The following is a 19,961-nucleotide window of genomic DNA, read 5'->3' as shown; positions in this document are numbered from 1 at the left end:
GACCTATGGGTTTGATTTGGTTTTCATGGCACGATAAATGGTAGCCGAATTAGCTGGCATAGGTTTGATGACTGTGCTGTCACTAATGTTAAGTCCATTAAGAACTAACTTATCTCCTGCATTAACTCCATCTTTTACGACAACAAAATTACCATCATCTGTCGGCGAGGTTGTTACTGCTGTACTCATCACCATGTTTCCTTTCGTTAATTTATATACAAATGATTTATCCTGCATTTGATAAATAGCTATTTGTGGAACTAACAATGAGTTTTCCATATTAACAGGAATACGGATTGTAGCACTTGCCCCATTTTGAATAAGACCTAATTTATTACTAAATGTTGCCTTAAAAGTAGCCGTCCCCGTACTTGTGTCGATGCCGCCACTCGCCGTTTCCAGTCTGCCTTTTTCGGGATATACTGTTCCATCTGCCATTACTAATGTGACGAGAGGCATATTTTTTAGTTTTTCAGAGGTTGTAGTACCTTGCATATTTGCTAGAAAATCCATTACCTGCTTTTCATTCAAAGAAAAATAAGCAAAAACATTCGTTGTATTGGATAATGTTGTCAATGATTCCGTTGAAGTACTGCTTACTAAAGCGCCAATTTTAAAAGGAATAAGTCCGATTGTTCCACTTTGTGGACTTCTTATATAGGTATAACCTTGATTAGTCATTGCATTGGCGAGAGTGGCTTTTGCTTGAGACAAAGCCGCCTGTTCTGATTGTAAGGCATACTGTGCTGAACTCAGCTGATATTTGCTGACAATTTCCTGTTCTACTAAAGGTCTTGCTTTTTCCACATTCATACGGGCTGTATTTACGTTGGCTTCTGCAATTTTTATAGCGCCTTTTGCCGTCACAATATCCTGTTCATACTGAGGATTTTTGATTCTGAATAAAAGTTGTCCCTTTGTTACAGTAGCTCCTTCCGACACATAAATATCCTGAAGATAACCCGACACCATGGGCTTGATTTCTACAACATTCTGTCCCTGCACGGAAGCCGGAAAATCATTGTAAACTGTAACCTGTTTGGGAGCCAAAGTTAAGACCTGATAACTTTGTATAGTTTTGTCTTTGTCCTTTGTCTTTGTTTTTTTATCACCACATGATAACAATATCACCGAAATCAAAAGAACAAATTTATTTTTTATCATAATAACGCGTTTTCACAAAATAAAATCAAACAAAAACCTAGAATTATCAAAGACATTTTAAAACTAAAACTTGATATCTAACCTATGATGATAAAAATAAGGTTTTGTTAAATAATCTCGTGAAAATATTTACACTTTAAATAAAATGTCTTCATCAGGAGTAGGTATCATTATTCTTTTAGAAAAAAAAATTTAAATTTATTTTTTATCTACAGGAACTAAGATCTTATCCCAATCCATTGTGAATCCACTGCTGGAAAAGTATATTAACAGCCTTGTAAAATAGGTTGATAAATATATATCACAGAAATCAAACCTTCTTTACCGATGTAGAGAGGGGTGATTGTTTTATTGAGTTGCACTAGATGATATATATGTATTTCAATATAATGATAACAAAATTAAATTTATTCATATACCCTATTTTAATAATTAGATCAAATATTATAATTAGGGCAACAATATACTTTAATGTACCAAGTTTCATCTTTACATAAATCCTATTAACTATATACAAATTAAATGTACTTCATAAAATCTTTATGAAAAGAGAAAAGCCAATTGAAATAAAATAAAGTCAAATTATTTCAACTTGGATTGTTTCAAATATTTAAAATTATATTGCAAAAAACTTTACAACTACAATAAACTTAATGCTAGATTTGGGATAGCCCCTTCTCTTTTAATTTGGCTTAAACGAACTAAATCATTTATAAAACTGTTTGAAGATACGGTCGTCTTGATCCCAAGCCGGGATTAAATTTAATATCTCCATCACTATTTTGATCTCAATTAAACTCACTGCTCTCAAGTTTACTTCTCAAAACCGACATATCATCGCTCACTTTCTGATCCAAAATCTTTGCATAGTGCTGTGTTGTTTTTATGTTGGTGTGACCGAGCATTTTGCTTACGCTTTCAATGGGAACGCCATTAGACAATGTAACCGTAGTAGCAAATGTATGTCTTGCAATATGAAATGTCAACTCTTTATTGATTCCACAAACACTCGCAATTTCTTTGAGATAAGAATTCATAGTCTGATTACTTACAACAGGAAACAAAACATCTAAGTTTATACATTGGGGATGGTTCTCATATTTTAAAACCAGCTCTTTAGCTAGCGGCAGTAAAGGCACTCTGGTTGAGCTGTCGGTCTTTTGACGACGAGTAAATATCCATTGGTCGCCATCAATGCCGATATTGATATGAGACTTTGTCAATTTCTTCACATCAACATAAGCTAAACCCGTATAACAGCAGAAAAGAAAAACATCCCTTACTTGTGTCAATCTATCGGAAACAAATTCTTTTTCATACATTGTCTGGATTTCTTCTTTGGAAAGAAACGGTCGTTCTACAGCTTTGAGCTTTGCTTTATAGCCAAGAAAAGGGTCTTTGTTGAGCCAGCCGTGTGCCATACAGAGCCTGATGATTTTTTTGAAATTCTTAATGTATTTCACCGCGGTATTGTTTCCGCATTTACGTACACTTCGAAGCCAGAAATCATAATCCATAATGAAAGCGTGATCAATAGCCTTGATATCGATATCAGAAGTTTTATACTTCCAGTTAATGAATTCCTGTGTATGTTTTAATGATGTTTTGTAACGCTCCAATGTTCCGGGAGCAAAATCGTGACCGACCAGGGCTTCTACTTTATCATTATGCTCTTGAAAGATAGGAATGAGCATTCTTTGCTCGATATCAGTTCCAAGCAGTTTAGATTTTAAACCAACTGCCGTTACATTGTTATCCTCTTTTAACATTACGTAGTGTGAATCGTAAACCTGTTGCTCTAAAGTCTTAAGATAGACATTAAGCGTCTTAGCCTCCTGAGAGTTACCCATTGCCTTATGCGCTTTGCCATCCCATTTCTGGGGATCGATATATCTCTTAGCGGCAATGTCCGCTGCCTTGCCATCTATCGTGATTCGCAAGTAGATGGGAGCGGTTCCGTTGGTTCTGATTTTATTCTTTTTTATAAAGAATAACAGGTTGAATGTTTTGTTCATGATGTGGTAACTTTAATTGTTAATAATTTAGCTTTTGTTACCACTTTCTGCAAGATGTACAATCTTTAAACTGCCTACTGGTCGGGTTTCCCTGAATTTTTAGTGACCTATTTCCCGATTTTCGGGATTGGTCATTATAAAGGTCATAAAAATCGTGACCTATTTTGATTTTTTTTGACTCTAGCGCAAAACAAAAAACGCTGTAAACATTGATGTTTACAGCGTTTTAGCTTATTTTAGTTTCTCAACCAGCGGAGAGAGAGGGATTCGAACCCCCGGACCTGTTACAGTCAATAGTTTTCAAGACTATCGCAATCGACCACTCTGCCATCTCTCCAAAAACTCCGATGGTATCGTTGTTTTCAGTGGTGCAAATATATAAACATTTTGGATTCTGACAAAATATTTTTTTCGAAAAACATCTAAAAAAACTTATCATCCTAAATTTCAGCATAAAAAAATTATTTTATTGAGCTTACTTCGTTGATGGAAAACCATAAAAAATTACAATAAGCATAAGTAATTTTGAAAGGTATAGATAGAGTAATCTTAAAATCATAAATTTAATACATAATTAATGCTGACGTCATCCAAATAAAAAGAGAATCTGATAGTTTCGCAAGCAATTTAAAAACTATTAAAACACATTATTAATCATGATTCAAAGACAAAAATTTCTTGGATGGATGCTTATGCTTGCAGTAACGAGCATCGGATGCCAGAATAACGAAATTGCTTCAGCTTCAATGGACGAAGAGCTTTCGTCAAAACCCAACGTCAATAAGGCGGCTACGGACGTAAGTGTCAATGCTTATGTAGATACAAGCCCCTATATCAATTCTGGCTTTAGCTTTCTAAACCCATCTCAGATCGATAAAAACCGTCAGTCTATAGGCGGAAGTGCTTACACCGAGGTCTATGGGTTCAATATCCCTGAAGAAAACAGGGTAAGAGGAATCCGTTGGAATACCGATGATGAAACGACATCGATTTGGAGACCTCAAGGAATTGCAGGTTTTACCAAAAATGGTGTTCGTTATCTGTTGGTGAGCTGGTATGCAAAAGATGATGCTGCGTATAAAGGCTCCCGCATTACTTTGATTGACATCAGTCCGAGTTCAAGTACTTATCTGATGTATCGTCATATTCTGTTGGTGCAGCCTGATATTCCGGCAACTACAACAACCTATTCACAATATGGCTCTTATGCTCCATTGAACGTACATGCCGGTGGAATTGCTTATTTTAAGGATAAAATATATCTCAGCAGCACAAATTTAGGAGTTCGTGTATTTGATTTAAATAAAATAATTGAAGTAAGTACAGGTGACACAACCAATGAGAAATGTGGTAAAGATGCCAACGGGAATTTATTCGCCTTCAATTATCGATACATATTGCCTCAGATAGGGTATCAAAAGATCAATAATGCCGATCCTTTCTCCACTATACAAGTCAATGATGAAGGAACTCAGTTCTGGACGGGACAATATTATGCAGGGAGTGCCGATGCTTCCATTGTTCCTCAAATATTTGGTTTTCCTGTTGACGCAAATGGGATGCTTCAAAATACAGGAATTGTCGCAGTGACTCCAAAGAATAGTCTTTTTACCAGTAATCACGCTCATGGAATCCAAGGAGTATTCAGAAAAGGGAACAGAACATGGCTTTCGTGTACCGGATCTCCAAGCGATTCTTATGGTTCAAATGCAAGATTAGCCCGTTATACCGATGGTGCCGATGATACTGTACGTTACCGATGGCCGTATGGATCCGAATCCCTTTATTACGAATCTCAATATGGTTACCTGTGGAGTTTGACGGAATTTGAACCCAATGCAGGAGCACAGAATGGAAGCCAGGTCAATCGATGCATATTTGCGGTTGATTTTTCTAAATATGAATAGCAGAAATGCATATCAGAGATTAAATTATTATTAAATAAAATGTAAGCAGGCTTTTAATTATCTTTTTAACCAAAAACCCTGATTATTAAAACAAAAACCTTCAATTTTACTTGAAGGTTTTTCTCATTTATTTCTCAATCTTTGGGATTTCTATTTTTAAAAGTTTTAATTGATATTGTCGAAGCTGGCCACCAACAAACAAATCTTCCTTAAAAAAATCTGATGCTGCAAAAAGACTTTCATAATAATCAATTCCTTTCAAAAGATTCTCCTTGAATGTTTTCCACTTTTTTATCTGAGAATTGGTAAGCTCTCCCATAAAATCATTAAGTTCTTTTTTTAAATGATCGACATACATTTTTAACTCATTAATAAACATATTCGGACGATTAGGATGGGACAGAATATTGTCGTTCCCATAAATATGTTTTACCATTTTTGAAAGAGAAACTTCTTTATCAAAAAAAGCCAAATTAGGTCCCGGACAAATCACAACGCCCTGTTTTTCACCTTTTATTTCCAATTTTTGCTCCATGTAAGCTGAATTTACCAACCCCACACAAAGACAGGCTTTTTCGGCTATATTTTGTTTTCTTTTTTGAAATGTTTCGTCTGAAATATCTTTCTTTTCAGCTTCCAGTTCTGCAAATTTAATCTCCTGATATTTTTTTGAAGCTGTACAAATTCCTTCTGAAGAATATTCTTTACTTAAAGCCAATAATTTTTTCGGACACGAGCTTCCATAACGGTTTTTCTCTTCTTTTTCATGTCTAAGAATTTCATTTGAAGTCCCTTTTACCGTATTAAATGGAACTCCTAAAGGCGAAAGATTACTCAGATAAAAATCTTCTTCTTTTGATTTTACAAGCAGTTTTCTCGTTTCATTATCGACTGAAGTCGCTTCCGGAACCAGTAAAAACGGCGAACCCCAACCGATACTGTCAACATTATAAGTTTTTAGCAAAAAATCATGCTCTTCTGACGTTCCTACTCCACCCTGAACGGTAATTTTCATCTCCAAAGGTTCAGAAACAGAATGTCTTTCTTTTTGTTCCAAAGATTGAATCATTAAATTATGAGCAGATTGAATCAATTCATCCTTTTTTTGTTTAAATTCTTCCAAAATGGGTCCAAGAAGCAAACCTTCTGTTGCAAATGCGTGTCCGCCACAGTTTAATCCCGATTCTATTCTGTATTCGGAAACCCAAAGTCCTTTTTTAGCCAAAAAATTCCCCTGAATCATCGCAGAACGGAAATCACTGACTTTCAGAATAATTTTCTTTTTAAGCTCACCATTTTCGTTTGGAAAGAAGTCATCAAACTCTTCGATATAACTGTACAATCGAGGATTCATTCCCGCAGAAAGTACCATTGAAGAAGATAATTTGCTGTTTGCAAAACCACGCAAAGACGCATGAGCATCGTTGTAAATTACGGGTAATGGTTCATTATTCTTAAAATTATCCTTGTCAACTTTGGTCATAATGTTGACATCGATATTTCCTGGAGAAAGATGATTTTCTATAAAATTTTTAATTACAGAAGTGATATTTTCCTTTTGATTCAGGAAATTCTGCAAACCGATTTTGAACTCTGAAGTATTCGGAAGCATTTCTATAAAGCTTTTCAGAGCTCTTTTGTTGTTTGAAATTTCTTCTTTGAAAGCTTCAAATTTTTGATTCACAATATCATCCACCATGTCCAGATAAGCGGTAATTCTTTTGGCTCGGTAGTCATCAATCTTGTTTGAAATACTTGAGTAATTCAGATTAAACTTCTTATTGTAAAAACTTTTCATCTTTTCTATAATCTCATCATCAATTATAGAAATTACGGAAGATATCCCGTATTGCGCCACACGAATAGGACTGTCTATCGTATAAGCCAATCCCATTACGGGAATATGGAAATTGTGTAAAGGTTTTTTGATCATTTTTATATTGATTAAAATAATTTCTTACCTCTAAATTCCCATCAACTAATTCACTGACCCAAAAGTATCAGTTTAAAATTAATTATGCATAAAATAACACATGAATTTCTTTGGATATGTTTAAAGTCATTAAATAAAATAGTTTGGGGCAAATCTTCGATTTGCCCCAAACTCTATAAATACCAGTCTTTATATCTTTTTAAAGCTTCCAGAAAATAATAATCCGCATAAATCAACGGGACATCAATTTCAGAATTCAAAGGCAGTCCGCCTGTGCTGTGCATTAATAAAAAACCTCCGTTTTCGCCCAATTTTGACTGATATTTTTCACTGGATAAACTGATCAACATCTGTTTTGCAGCATCAACATAATTTTTATTTTCATTACCTTTTGAATATTGACCTAATTCTAACAAAGCAGAAGCAATAATTCCAGCAGCAGAAGCATCTCGCGGAACATTCGGTATTTTGGGATCATTAAAATCCCAATACGGAATTTTATCTTTCGGCAATGTAGGATTGTTAAGAATAAACTTCGCAATTTGTTGAGCCTGATTCAAATATTTTTCATCTTTTGTAAACCGATACATCATCGTGTAACCGTACAAAGCCCAACCTTGACCTCTCGCCCAAGCCGAAGAATCAGAATATCCCTGAAAAGTTTTTTTACCCAAAACCTGACCTGTATTTATATCATAATCAATCACATGATACGAACTGTAATCCGGACGAAAATGATTTTTCATCGTCGTATTAGCGTGAGAAACAGCGATTTCTCCCAACTTTTTGTTGCTTCCGTTTTGTGAAGCCCAATTCAGCATTTCAAGATTCATCATATTATCGATGATGACCGGTGCTTTGAAATCTGCCATTTTATCCCAAGACAAAATCGCCTGCATTCCGGGACGAAATCTTGTGGAAAGTGATTCCGCAGAAGTCAGAATAATATCTTTATATGTAGGATCTTTTGTAATTCTGTACGCATTTCCGAAACTGCAAAACATCATAAAACCTAAATCATGATCTCTTGTAAAAGTCTTATTTGGTTCAATAATTTTTAACGTTCTTTCGGCTTCTTTTTTAATTTCAGGATCTTTCGTCTGCTCATAAATTATCCACAACGAACCTGGATAAAAACCGGAACACCACCACGAAACGTCTTTCGTAACAAGCTTTCCGTCTTTATAAGATTGTGGCATTTTGTCCTGAGGAACAGTTTTAAGCAAGAATTTATACTGCTTTTCAGCAAATTGAAATTCATTTTGAATCAGTTTCGACATTTCCTTTTTACTTTGCGCATGAAAAGCCATACTTAAAACAGAAAAAGCAACGATAGATATTTTGTGTAAAGTCATTGATTAGAAAGATTCTTTAGCACAATTTACTTAAATTTTAAATTATTAAACCTGTTTAAACAAATAAAAATTTACCGCAAAAGGTACTGTGTTCATTTCCAAATATTTTCAGATATTTGTATAAACTATTTAAGGAGAATATTTATTCATCCTGTGTAGGCAGGCGCAACCCTGTCTATTTTTTTATTTTCTATATAATTAGGATCAAATTCCATATTGCTTTTCCAAAGTTTATAAATTAAAATGAGCAACTTTCTTGCGACTGCTATTACTGCTATTTTTTTCACAGGTTTTCTGTCTTTTAGATTGTTATAAAACTCTTTCATTAACGGATTGAATCTGGTTGCACATAAAGCGGGCATATATAAAGAATGGCGGATAAAACTGTTTCCCTTTTTAGATATTCTTGTCTTCCCTTCCTTATTCCCAGACTGATTGTGCTGAATATCTAAACCTGCATAACTTGCCAGTTGTCTTCCATTTGTTATTAACGCAAAGGCATTGGTTTCTGCAATAATACATATTGTTGTAATAAAACTTACTCCCGGAATACTGCATATTTTTTTAACTTTATCAGAAAACTCTGTATCAGACATTACTAAAAGCCTAAGTTCCGACTCGATCTCCGATACCTGTACTTCTAATAAGGAAACCTGTGTTTTTAACCTTTTTTGAGTGGAGACAGGGCAGTCATGACTGTGATGTTTTGCATGAAGCTGATTCTTAGCCTGATTGATTTTAGCTTTTACTTCACGGTATTCACGGCTTAAAAATTTTAAATCACGCATAATTTTAGTAGGCATATTCCAGGTTCTTAATTTCCTTTCCAATCCTAACCTGCATAAAACCTCTGAATCCTTTTGATCTGTCTTGGTTTTCACATTAAGACTGCGGGAATAATGCTTCACCATATTGGGTAATAGCACAGATAATTTACAATGATGCTCATTTAAAAAATAAGCCAAATGCTCATAATAAACGCCCGTGGCTTCCATTACATAAAATACTTCTCTTGAGGCATTCTGTTCATCCGACCACTGCAATAATTCTTTATATCCACAATAGTCATTTTTAAATCTTTTACTCTTCCCAAATTTTTGATTTTGAAAGCTGTCTGAAGTTCCAAAACAACAGTCTAGATAATCTTTTGAAATATCAATACCGATACATTGCTTTTCCATGATGTTTAATTTTAAGTGAAAAAACTGCAGTTTCTTGTAATCTTTTCTCGCATTTATACGGAATGTAAAAACTTCCTAAGTACTGTTCAGATTTTAAAGAAACTTAGAGACAGAGAATCTTTCTTTTTCCGGTATATTAATAAAAATTACCTCTCACAAAATATTTCTGCTGCCTCTTAGTTTTATTATTTAAAGTAACTTATATTTATAAATACAAACATACGAGAGACAAAAGCTAGTCTTGATTTTTATCATTTTACTTATTAAGAAAACAAAAGTTTATAAAAGCTGTTGTATCCTTATTTTACAGTTTAATAATCAAATTAAATAACTGATTTATAATATTTTGTCTCTTTTGCGGTAAAATAAAAATTCAATATAAAAGATTTATGTTTAAATTAATTTTAAATTCAAGATTTATTATTTGAAGATTTAAATTTAATCAACATATAAGCCAACCCTAATCCAAGTCCTGCAACCATCGCTATTTTTGTCTTTCTGGAAGGAACCGGAAGTATGGTTTCTCCATAAATTCTATGAGGTTTCTGAAGATGGTTCAAGAACATTTCCGGAATCTGAGGGTGCGTTTTTCACTTTCATTAACAATCTCATCGCTGCAGAAGCTGTATTGATAATAGGTTTTGGAAATAATCCGTACAGATTTTTTATCATCATCGATGTAAAATCCGGAAACAAATCTTTTCTTGGATTTTTTGCCAATTCAACCATTTTCGCAGCTGTATCTCTTGGGTCTGCTGCAAACGGCGGAATTTTAAAATTCAATCCCGAATATTTTGCTGAATGCATATTTCCCGTAGAACGCTGAATCTGAGGATACAAATTACAGATATGAACATTAGGGAAATCTGAAATTTCACCATGAAGACATTCCATCATTCCGCGGATTCCAAATTTTGTTGAAGAATAAACGGCACTGTACGGAGCGGGCATAAAACCGCCAATCGACACATTATTTATTAAAATTCCTTCATTTTGTTTTTTGAAAATCGGCAAAACGTTGTAAGCTCCGTGCATATAACCGAAAAGATTAGTTTTAATAACCTGCTCATTCAGATCCATCGGGATTTCCTCGAATTTTCCGCTTGCCATAACTCCGGCATTATTCACCCAAATATCAATTCGTCCGTTAAATTGTAGTGCTTTATTGGCAAGATTCTGAACATCACCTGCAATCGATACATCCGTCGGAATACCCAAAGCGGTAACACCCAAATCTCTGCACAAACTCACCGTTTCATCCAACCCTTCTTTTCCTCTAGCTGCGACTACAATATTGCAGCCTTCCAATGCGAATGCTTCCGCTGTTGCCCTTCCTACTCCACTGCTTCCTCCGGTGATGACGACTGTTTTTCCTCTCAGACTTTGTTGTAATATATTGCTTGATTCCATTTTGTGAATAGTTTTGGTTAGTTACAGAAAATCAACCTATTATTATGCCATAAAGAATATTTTAAACTTTAATTTTAAAAACTTAGAATTATTTTCATCAACTACCAATTTTGTAAGTTATTTCTTTTCAGGATCATGAATTTTACCTTTGAATAAAAGAAATTTCACAATGGAATTAACAGAATATTACAGCATTTCATCACGTCTCTATTTTGACAGCACTATTTTATTTTATCAGAAATTAGGATTTGAAGTTGTTCACGAAATCTCTACTTTTCAATCCACTGATATGATTTATTACATTTTATTCATATTGAAGAAGCTATATAAAGACAAAATATATTATTTTTTCTTAAAAAATCTTAAATAGTCTTAAATTTTTTTCCATAAAAAAATTATGGCATAATATTTTAATACAATTGATTAACTCATGTTTAATTTGAGTTTTCATGGTTATTAGTTTTTATCCTCAGATTCTTTCTGGGGATTTTTTGTTTTATACAAAATAGCGAGTGCGGAAAGCTGGAAAAAGCTTCAAATAAAAAGCATAAGTTTACAAAAAAAGAACAACCTCATGAAAGTTGTTCTTTATATTTATAGTGATAAATTTTAGGTCTATTCAAAGCGCTCGATTATATCGAATACGCTCCTTTATTCTGAAAAACATTCATGCCTTCAATTTTATTATTTTCTGTATTAAAAATAACTTCAACCGTAAAATATGACACTTCGTAGAGTATATATTTTAATGTTTTCACCGTTGTTTCATTCATAATACGTCCTTCGTTGATGGCTAAACTACATTGCGCCTGATCCGGCATATTTTTAAAATCGTAATAAGAAATCATAGCTGTTAATTTTAATAGTTCAATTACTAATACACAATATCTTTGCCAAATTATCATTAATAAAATTAATTTTTCAACATTTTTTCAACAATGTAAGAAATTAACTTATTTATTGAAAATGATTACTATTATACTTCCCGGATAAGTCGAAAAGTAAGATTTATTCTGGGTTTCATTTTCCTTGTAGATTTCGCGATACGATGTTCCCAATTTACCTGTAAATCGCCTTTCATAATTAATAACGAACCGTTCTGCAACGCCAAACTATATTTTTTCTGATGATCTTCAACATTCCTAAAATCAAAATTTCTTACCTGTCCTAAACTTACAGAAGCAATTACGGGACGATTCCCCAACTCGCTTTCTTTGTCGCGATGCCAAGCAACGGAATCATTTCCGTCGCGATATAAATTGAGTAAAACGGAATTAAATTCATAGCCTGAAAACTTTTCAATTTTATCTTTTAAATCTGATAATTCCGGCAACCATTCGTTAACCTTAAACTCGTTTCCACCCAAATGATACGATTTTTTGTCGTTGCCAAACCAAGCTGTTAAACGCGGAGTGAGAACCGTTTTGTCATACATTTTCTGAGTATTTTGTTTCCAAGGAGCTTTTTGTAATAATGTTTGTTCGAGTTCTGTGGCTTCTTTTTCGGGTAAAAAATGCTCCGTATATTCCAGTAATTCTTGCGGAAACTGGTAATATTCATCTGAATTAAATAGACTTAACTGGCTCATTTTTCAATCAAATTTATTTTTCCTTAAGGTCTTTACTGATCTGTTTCTCAGATTTTTCCGCTTTCTGTTCCTGAGCTTCTTTCTCTTTACGCTGCTGTCTTCTCGTTTTTTTCTCAGCTCTTCTCTCCTCACGAATCACCTTGTTCGTTTTTTTATTATATAGCGCATCCACGATTCCCTGTCCGGTTTTACTGAAAATTTTAATTTTCGGTTTTTCGTGAGTTCCCGTTACGACAATCGGAAAACCAATCAATCCGCCGGGGAGAATTCCTACCCTGATTCTTAAATCGAGCAACCCGTTAAAACTTGTTGTCCCACTTACTGTCGGTCTCAAAATAGAAACTTTAAAGGTAAATTTATCAACGTGAATCAGATTGTTTTTAATATGAGTTTCGATATTTACGCCTTTCATATCGGGATTATCAAAAGCTTTTGCACCGATATTATCGCCAACTGCGGAAAGCATTTTCAGATTTTTCACTTCCACATCACGAAGATTCACAATTCCTCCACCTTCCAGAGACGGATAAATTGGTTTCATATTTTTGTCGAAATCTCCTTTTAATTTATAATCTAAAGATACAATTCCTTTCACATTTTTCGCTGCTGTTGCCATTTCACGAACCATATCAATTTCGTTGTAAGCTCTCTGAACATCAAAATCAAGAACCTTTAAAGCGACATCATAATTAGCTGTTAACGGAGATTCATCCTGATAACGCGCATCAATATTCATGCGGCTTCCGACGATATCAAACGATGTATTTTTAAGATAAACCTGACCTGTATTCACAGAAGCAAGTCCTTTTAAATGATGTAAACCTAAGCCTTTAAATTCAACTTTTTTCGCATTCGCTTCCAAAGAAACATCCAGATTTTTTGGAATAATCACGACTCCGCTACTTTTTGGATTTTCGGCTTTTGCATATTCAACTTCTATCGATTTGTCGGAATTATCACCGTTTTTCAACGCCATAAATTCATCAATCAAGATATAATTAGAATTCAAAACAAATTTTCCGTGAAGTGTTCCTTTTCTTTCGATGAAATAATTAATTGTATTTAAAAGATAACCATTCAAAGCAAAATCAGACTTTCCGTACGTCGCAAAAAACTTTCTGAACCACATTTTTTCATTTTCAAACTGGAAATTCCCTTCTTTAATGTAAAAAGATTTTGGAAGATATTCTGTCGTTGCTTTTATATTTTTTAAAATTAAATTTCCTCTGTTATCCAATTTGCTGTATTGCCCTTTCGTAGCATAACTTTGTCGACCGTTTAAGGACAAATCTGCCATAATTAAACCACTGATATCCAATCCTTTTTTAGCAAAAACCTTGTAGATTCTTCCGACATTCAACACTCCTTTTGCGCGAACTTTATACAAAACATCTTCAAAATTCTGCAGATCTGCATTGATGAAAACCGGATTTCCTTCAAAATCAAATTTAAATGGATCCAATTTCACTCCCAAACTCTTGAAAGTACCATCTGTATTGATAATATTCGCAACAATATTGATATTCTGAATAGGGTTTGGATAATATTTTGTCTTCAACCAACCGTTTTTCAGATTAAGATAACCGTTCGTTTTCGGGAATAATTTTTTATCTAAACTAAAGATTCCGTTTGCTTTAATGTCTGTGTTCATCAATCCTCGCGCGTCAATATCTTTCAATCCCAAAGCCTGATCGAGCGTCTGCAAATCTACTGCTCCTTTTACATTGGCGTTGATCTGCATTTCATTTAAACCTTTAGTTTTTACAACTGCTTTGAAATTATTATTCGGACCAAGATCAAAACTTAAATTCTTAAGATCAAGACCCAATTGTTCTGTGTCCAAAGAAGGCAAATCTACATTAAGATCCATATTAAGATTCTTCATCGGAACAGGAGCTTTTCCGTTGGAAACAAAACCATTTTCCACTAATAAACGTGCTTTCAACCTCGGTTTAAGGTTTTTAGGCTCACTAAATCTACCTTTTAAACTGAAAAATAAATCGCTGTTTCCTTCAATTTTGGTATCTTTTGCCCAGTCCAGATATTGTGGCGGCAACACAGAAATCATCTCACGAATGGTTGTTTTTTCGGAAGCTGCATTGATGTCAAGATTATATCCATCTTTCAAAATGCTTACAAAACCTGTAAATTTTAAAGGCAAATCATTGATTCTTAATTCGTTCTTCCTCAACACAAAAGTCAACGCATTGGTATTAATTCTCGTAATTAAATCTGCGTGTAAGGTTTTCTGTTTTGCGTAATAAATTCTATTTAAGCTAAAATCAAGTTTATAAATATCAAGATTGGTTGTAAGATCGAAAATATCTTCACTTAAACCTCCTTTCCCGGTATAATTCAAGCCTTTTGCATCTACTAAAACTCTGGCAGAATGATCGTTATATTTGATATTCCAATTTCTTAATTTGATTAAATCCAGCTTAATGGAAGTTCCGGTTTCGGTGGTATCTTTCGGTTTTTCAGACGGTTTTGAAACGTAAACGTTATAATTTGCTTCTCCTTTACTGTTCACAAAAACATTGGCATAAGCGTCTGTTACATATATTTCGTCGATTTTCACCTGTCGGTCGAAAATCAGATTTTTAAGATTAATTCCCACTGCAACTTCTTTCGCAGCCAGCAAAGTATCTTCCTGAAAAGGTTTTGATCCTTTCAATAAAAAATCGTCTACGGAAACCGTAAGCGAAGGAAAATGTCTGAAAAATGTAAGATGTGTTTTTCTATAATCGAGCTTTCCGGCAAGATGTTTATTGGCAAATATTTTTACCTGCTCAGAAATCGTTCCCGGAAACAAAATCGGGATGATAAACATCAGAAAAAGAATGGATGCTATAGAAATACCCGTCCATTTCAGAATTTTCAAAACTATATTTTTAAACCTTTCCATGATCCGATAATTTTGATATTAATAAATTAACAGCTATCTAAAATCAAGCCATTACGATTAAATTTATCCCAAAACAATACTACATTCATTGATTTATTACACCGGAATAATACTTTATGGCATAATTTATTCATTAGACTAAATAACTATTAAAAAAGATTGTATGAATTTTAAAGAAGCCAAAATCCACAAAAAAGACGCTCTGAAAAATGCCGATGAATCTGTATTGAAGCTTTTCCACATTATAATAACACCTTCAAATACAGATGAAAGTGCAAAATTTATCAAAGACTTTTTAAAAAATCCCGAATCTTTTAATGATGAAAGTTGCAAGGATTATTGTTCTGATGACAATTATGAAGTGGTAAGTTTTAATAAAGAAACGGTTGATTAATAAAGCAATTATGTTGATTTCAGCAATTCTTCAAGCTCAACAATAAATTCTGTCTGTGCAGGATTTATTTTACTTTTAGCATCTTCTGAAACAAACCATTCCCATCGATCAACTTCAGGAATTTCAATGGTTTTCCCTGATTTTGGAGGGTATTCTATAAAAATAGTATTACTCTGAAATCCTGACATTTCCAAATCACCTTCCAAAGCCCACGCAAAAACAGTTTTTCCTCCTTTTTGCTTTATGGGTTTCAATTCAATAAATTCTCCGTCTACTTTTTTACCTGTTTCTTCGTTGAATTCGATCAAAGCTCGGTTGATAAGACTCTCGCCTTCCGATACTTCTCCTTTGGGAACCGACCATGCGCCAATGTCTTTATTCTTCCAGAAAGGTCCGCCCGGATGAACGAGAAAATAAAAAATATTTTCTTTTTCTCTTTTAAATAATAGAATTCCAGCGCTTGTTTTCATGATTATTTTACCAGCTGCTTAAGCCGTTTTCTAAAGCTTTTAAGTAATTTTCTTCGTCGAAAGAATATAGATCAGGAGCTTTGTGCGCACCGCCCATTCTTCGCTCGTCTAATTTTTTCAGAATTCCCAGATTTTTTATTTTTCTGTAAAAATTGCCTCGGTTCAGTTCTTTTCCAAGGATAATTTCATACAATTTCTGCAATTCCGAAAGGGTGAATTTTTCAGGTAAAAGATTGTATCCTATCGGTTTATGAGATATTTTTTCTCTTAAAGTAAGCAAAGCTTTTTGTATAATTTCCCGATGATCCATTGCCAATTCAATCTCAGGAAGTTTGCTCAGATAAATCCATTCGCAGCTTTCACTGAATTCGTCGGCAACAAGCTTAAAACGATCAGGATTATACAATGCGTAATATCCTATTGTTACGAATCTCTGCTTGTGAAAAAGCGTTTCATCGAAGTCTTCAAAATAAAATTCACTTCTGTTTTTCTTTCCGAAAACGCCGAATTCTTCAAGGTAAACATCATTAATTCCGGCTCTGTCTTTTACAATTCTTACAACCGCATCATCAAGATCTTCGTCCTTGCGAACGTATCCGCCGGGTAAAAACCACTGTTTTCGGTAATTCATTTTCAAGAGAAGAACCTTCAGCTCGTTCTGATCAAAACCGAAAATCACAGGATCTGCAGATAAATGAGGAATAAATATTTCTTTAGCCTCATTTGATCGTTGTAAAATTAATTCTTTAGAATCCATTTGTTATAAGAAAATGTATTAATTACAAATTTAATGATAAAATTTTTGAGAGAGTGCAAATATGGTTCCTTGAATTGATTTTTGGGGATTTTTTCGAATGACTTTTATCATTGTTTCATATAGAATCAATGAAATAAAAGCAAAATATTTAAAATTACCAAACTGAAAATCAATTAATTAAAATCAATATTAACTTTTATTAATATTTTTCTTGGTAAATCGAAAGAGATAATGTAGTATTGTAATGCTTCATATTGAAACAATGAAAATACCTGCTTTTTTGATCTGATTTTATTTGAATTAAAAATTTTATAACCAATAAAATCTGATAGGAAATGACAGAAAAACCATTCCGATTAAGGCTTAAAGTATTGTCCGAAACCAATTTTATTAAACGTTTCTTCAATACAAATGCCGCCAAACTACAAATGCTGATGAAAGCCGGCTAACAATTATCAATCCGGTGCTGATATTTAAACAAAAGTTCATCCAATGAGAATTTTGGATGCAGGGTATTTTTATTTCTTTATTTCTGATTAAAATAAATATTTAAAATACTGATAAACAATAAATTAAAACTATAAAGAAGAAATTATACTGATTGTACGATGAGAAAACTAACTTTAAAAATTTCAGCATTAGGATTGATACTTTCCTTTGCTACAGCTTTTGGACAGGAAACCGACAGTCTTGCCGTAAAAAACGCTGTAAAAGCAGCTACAAAAGCTGAAGAAGGTGTAAAAACCGTGACAACTTCATCCAAAGAAGACAACAACAGAAACGTAATGTTGAACGCAGCCAACAACACAAGTCCGAGAGATGTGAATATCGGTTTGCCATCAACAGTCGGAGGAATTACCATTCTTGAAAACGACTTACCTGCAGTGTATTTTTTCTGGCCGGAACTTCCCAACAAAACGTGGAGACAAAGCGTAGGTCTTGAAAAAACAGGACTTCTGAAAATGGATCAACTAGCAAATACAATGGGAGACCTTGGTTTTGCAGTGAATTCTTATTCTCAGACGGGAACGAAAGAATTTAAATTAAAAGGAAAATTCACAACCAGTACTTTCGGTTGGCTGCAAGGTGATGTAAATGCTTCCGGACCGATTTCTAAAAACGGCTGGACGTACACAGTTGGCGCTTTTGCAAACTACGATCCAAGTACTTTTAAGCTTGGTTTTGCGAGAAATGTTGACGAAACAAAGATTTTCAGAGCAGGTGTTACCAAATACTTCAAAGACGATAAAGGAAAGATTTCGATCCAATACAAGTATGCAGATTCTTACAACGTAGGAAATTACGCGGTTTTCCAGTACGGAGAAAACGGAAAAGTAACGGAGCTTGACAATTTCAAAATCGGTAGAGATTCTTACGTTGTGAATGACGGAAGAATCAAAATGAAAGATATTCTTTCCGGAGAAACGTACTGGGCAAATATGGCTGGAAATGACAACAGAAATACCTCTCACAACATCGATATTTTCGGGAATTATCTACTAAACAACGGCTGGAATTTCAAATTCTCAACAAGAGCTCACTTTGCGACAGCAAAATCTTCCAATATTATTCCGTTAAGTATTTTCAATGCTGATGCTTCTGCGGGATATACAATTGCTTCAACAGGGCAGCCTTATTCGGGAGCCGTTGGAACTCAGTTGGCGATGCACACACCGGCAACTCCGATTACCAATATTGCAGGACGTTTTAGTTTAAACAAACAATTAGGAAATCACAATGTTACTTTTGGAGTTTTAGAACAGTATTATAATATCGATAAATTCACGTCTAATAGATCATTTTTCTTCCAGACTGTCGAGCCGCAACCTCAAAGATTGATCGGACCGACAACAGATTCCGATGGTTTTTATAACTACAATGCAGGTGGAGAATTCCACAGCGGAACAGAAAATAAACTTTCGGTTTACGGAACAGATGAATGGAAAGTTTCAGATAATTTTAACCTAAGTTATGGTTTGCATTTAAAAAATCATATCATCGACGGAGAATATTCTTTAACTCCGAGAACAGTAGGTTTCAATTTTACAGATGCAAGTCAGTTTAATCAGATCAATCAAAGTTTTTATCAGATTGGAGGAAGTTTGAATGCAACTTACAACATCAGTAAAAATTTCGGAGTCATCGCAAATTTCCTTTACACTGAAGAAAACAGAAGACTGGAAAGTTATTCTCAGGCTTTCGAACCTAATACCACCAAAATTAAAAGTCCGTTGGGAGCGTTGGGAATTTTCTGGAATACAGATTATATCCAGCTAATTTCTCAGGCGACATATCTTAAAAAGAACAATAACTTAAACAGATACAACTTAGTAAATCCCGCCAATACTTCTCAGGCACAAACTACAACGGTGTATTATGATATCCAGACATTGGGCTGGACGACAGATTTTGTTTTGAAGCCATTCAAAGGATTTAATTTACATTATTTGGTGACTTTCCAAAATCCGGTTTATAAGAAATTTAATTTCAATGCTTTCGGAAAAGATTACAATTATAATGATAACAATGTTTTAGGTGTTGCTAAAGTATTGATGGAAATCGATCCGAGTTATACCGTTGATAAATTTAGATTCTGGGCAAGTTTCAGATATTTCTCAAAACAATACGCCAACCTTACGAATGCTTTATATTTTGCACCAAGATGGGAAACTTTCGGTGGGGTAACTTATACGGTTAATAAGAATATCAATGTTGGAGCGACAGTTATCAACTTCCTGAACCAGAGAGGAGCAAGCGGAACGATCAACGGAGCCGAACTGATTACCGATGCAAGTCCATACTACGGAAAACTCTTGACAGGAACTTACATTATGCCTTTGACAGGTCAATTCTCAGTAAGCTTTAATTTCTAAAATTTAAAC

General features: G+C 34.1%; 14 protein-coding genes and 1 tRNA gene. 3 read left to right on the top strand and 12 right to left on the bottom strand.

Going from position 1 to position 19,961, the window contains the following annotated elements; all coding sequences use genetic code 11:
* Nucleotides 1–3: 3 nt before the first annotated feature.
* The 3 genes from J3D55_RS10820 to J3D55_RS10810 form a co-directional block, all read right to left on the bottom strand.
* On the bottom strand, nucleotides 4–1,164 hold the full coding sequence (locus J3D55_RS10820) for an efflux RND transporter periplasmic adaptor subunit (RefSeq protein ID WP_259131003.1): 1,161 nt from the start codon (nucleotides 1,162–1,164) through the stop codon (nucleotides 4–6).
* Between the two features lie 788 nt (nucleotides 1,165–1,952).
* Nucleotides 1,953–3,179: a site-specific integrase gene (locus J3D55_RS10815; protein WP_259131002.1), complete on the bottom strand. Its 1,227-nt coding sequence runs from the start codon at nucleotides 3,177–3,179 to the stop codon at nucleotides 1,953–1,955.
* Nucleotides 3,180–3,431: 252 nt separating this feature from the next.
* A tRNA-Ser gene (locus J3D55_RS10810) sits at nucleotides 3,432–3,516 on the bottom strand.
* 319 nt (nucleotides 3,517–3,835) lie between these two features.
* On the opposite strand from J3D55_RS10810, the gene J3D55_RS10805 reads away from it, so the two are divergent.
* Nucleotides 3,836–5,086 carry a hypothetical protein gene (locus tag J3D55_RS10805; RefSeq protein WP_259131001.1) on the top strand — a complete coding sequence of 417 codons (1,251 nt, stop codon included), beginning with the start codon at nucleotides 3,836–3,838 and terminating at the stop codon, nucleotides 5,084–5,086.
* A gap of 127 nt (nucleotides 5,087–5,213) precedes the next feature.
* Here J3D55_RS10805 and J3D55_RS10800 read toward each other — a convergent pair whose 3' ends face one another.
* The 7 genes from J3D55_RS10800 to J3D55_RS10770 form a co-directional block, all read right to left on the bottom strand.
* Nucleotides 5,214–7,019, bottom strand: a complete 1,806-nt coding sequence (locus J3D55_RS10800; protein ID WP_259131000.1) for a hypothetical protein — start codon at nucleotides 7,017–7,019, stop codon at nucleotides 5,214–5,216.
* A gap of 173 nt (nucleotides 7,020–7,192) precedes the next feature.
* On the bottom strand, nucleotides 7,193–8,374 hold the full coding sequence (locus J3D55_RS10795) for a glycoside hydrolase family 88 protein (RefSeq protein ID WP_259130999.1): 1,182 nt from the start codon (nucleotides 8,372–8,374) through the stop codon (nucleotides 7,193–7,195).
* A 146-nt stretch (nucleotides 8,375–8,520) separates the two neighbouring features.
* Nucleotides 8,521–9,555 (bottom strand): IS110 family RNA-guided transposase, encoded by a 1,035-nt coding sequence (locus tag J3D55_RS10790; protein ID WP_259127999.1) that lies wholly within the window; start codon nucleotides 9,553–9,555, stop codon nucleotides 8,521–8,523.
* Nucleotides 9,556–10,089: 534 nt separating this feature from the next.
* Nucleotides 10,090–10,965 (bottom strand): SDR family oxidoreductase, encoded by an 876-nt coding sequence (locus J3D55_RS10785; RefSeq protein WP_259130998.1) that lies wholly within the window; start codon nucleotides 10,963–10,965, stop codon nucleotides 10,090–10,092.
* A gap of 632 nt (nucleotides 10,966–11,597) precedes the next feature.
* Nucleotides 11,598–11,813: a hypothetical protein gene (locus J3D55_RS10780; protein WP_259130997.1), complete on the bottom strand. Its 216-nt coding sequence runs from the start codon at nucleotides 11,811–11,813 to the stop codon at nucleotides 11,598–11,600.
* Between the two features lie 128 nt (nucleotides 11,814–11,941).
* Nucleotides 11,942–12,553, bottom strand: coding sequence for an alpha-ketoglutarate-dependent dioxygenase AlkB family protein (locus tag J3D55_RS10775; protein WP_259130996.1), 612 nt, complete (start codon nucleotides 12,551–12,553; stop codon nucleotides 11,942–11,944).
* 13 nt (nucleotides 12,554–12,566) lie between these two features.
* Nucleotides 12,567–15,458 carry an AsmA-like C-terminal region-containing protein gene (locus J3D55_RS10770; protein WP_259130995.1) on the bottom strand — a complete coding sequence of 964 codons (2,892 nt, stop codon included), beginning with the start codon at nucleotides 15,456–15,458 and terminating at the stop codon, nucleotides 12,567–12,569.
* 163 nt (nucleotides 15,459–15,621) lie between these two features.
* On the opposite strand from J3D55_RS10770, the gene J3D55_RS10765 reads away from it, so the two are divergent.
* Nucleotides 15,622–15,852: a hypothetical protein gene (locus tag J3D55_RS10765; protein WP_259130994.1), complete on the top strand. Its 231-nt coding sequence runs from the start codon at nucleotides 15,622–15,624 to the stop codon at nucleotides 15,850–15,852.
* A gap of 8 nt (nucleotides 15,853–15,860) precedes the next feature.
* On the opposite strand, the gene J3D55_RS10760 is transcribed toward J3D55_RS10765, so the two are convergent.
* Both J3D55_RS10760 and J3D55_RS10755 read right to left on the bottom strand, forming a co-directional pair.
* A complete protein-coding gene (locus J3D55_RS10760; protein ID WP_259130993.1) occupies nucleotides 15,861–16,322 on the bottom strand; it encodes an NUDIX hydrolase in 462 nt (153 codons plus the stop codon).
* 7 nt (nucleotides 16,323–16,329) lie between these two features.
* Nucleotides 16,330–17,079, bottom strand: a complete 750-nt coding sequence (locus J3D55_RS10755) for an NUDIX hydrolase (protein ID WP_259130992.1) — start codon at nucleotides 17,077–17,079, stop codon at nucleotides 16,330–16,332.
* 608 nt (nucleotides 17,080–17,687) lie between these two features.
* On the opposite strand from J3D55_RS10755, the gene J3D55_RS10750 reads away from it, so the two are divergent.
* Nucleotides 17,688–19,952 (top strand): TonB-dependent receptor, encoded by a 2,265-nt coding sequence (locus J3D55_RS10750; protein WP_259130991.1) that lies wholly within the window; start codon nucleotides 17,688–17,690, stop codon nucleotides 19,950–19,952.
* Nucleotides 19,953–19,961: the final 9 nt, after the last annotated feature.

The organism is Chryseobacterium ginsenosidimutans (assembly GCF_024807225.1).
In the GTDB taxonomy this organism is placed as follows: Bacteria; Bacteroidota; Bacteroidia; order Flavobacteriales; family Weeksellaceae; genus Chryseobacterium; species Chryseobacterium ginsenosidimutans.
The sequence above is the reverse complement of the archived record's forward strand: the minus strand, read 5'-3'. Positions and strand labels throughout refer to the sequence as shown.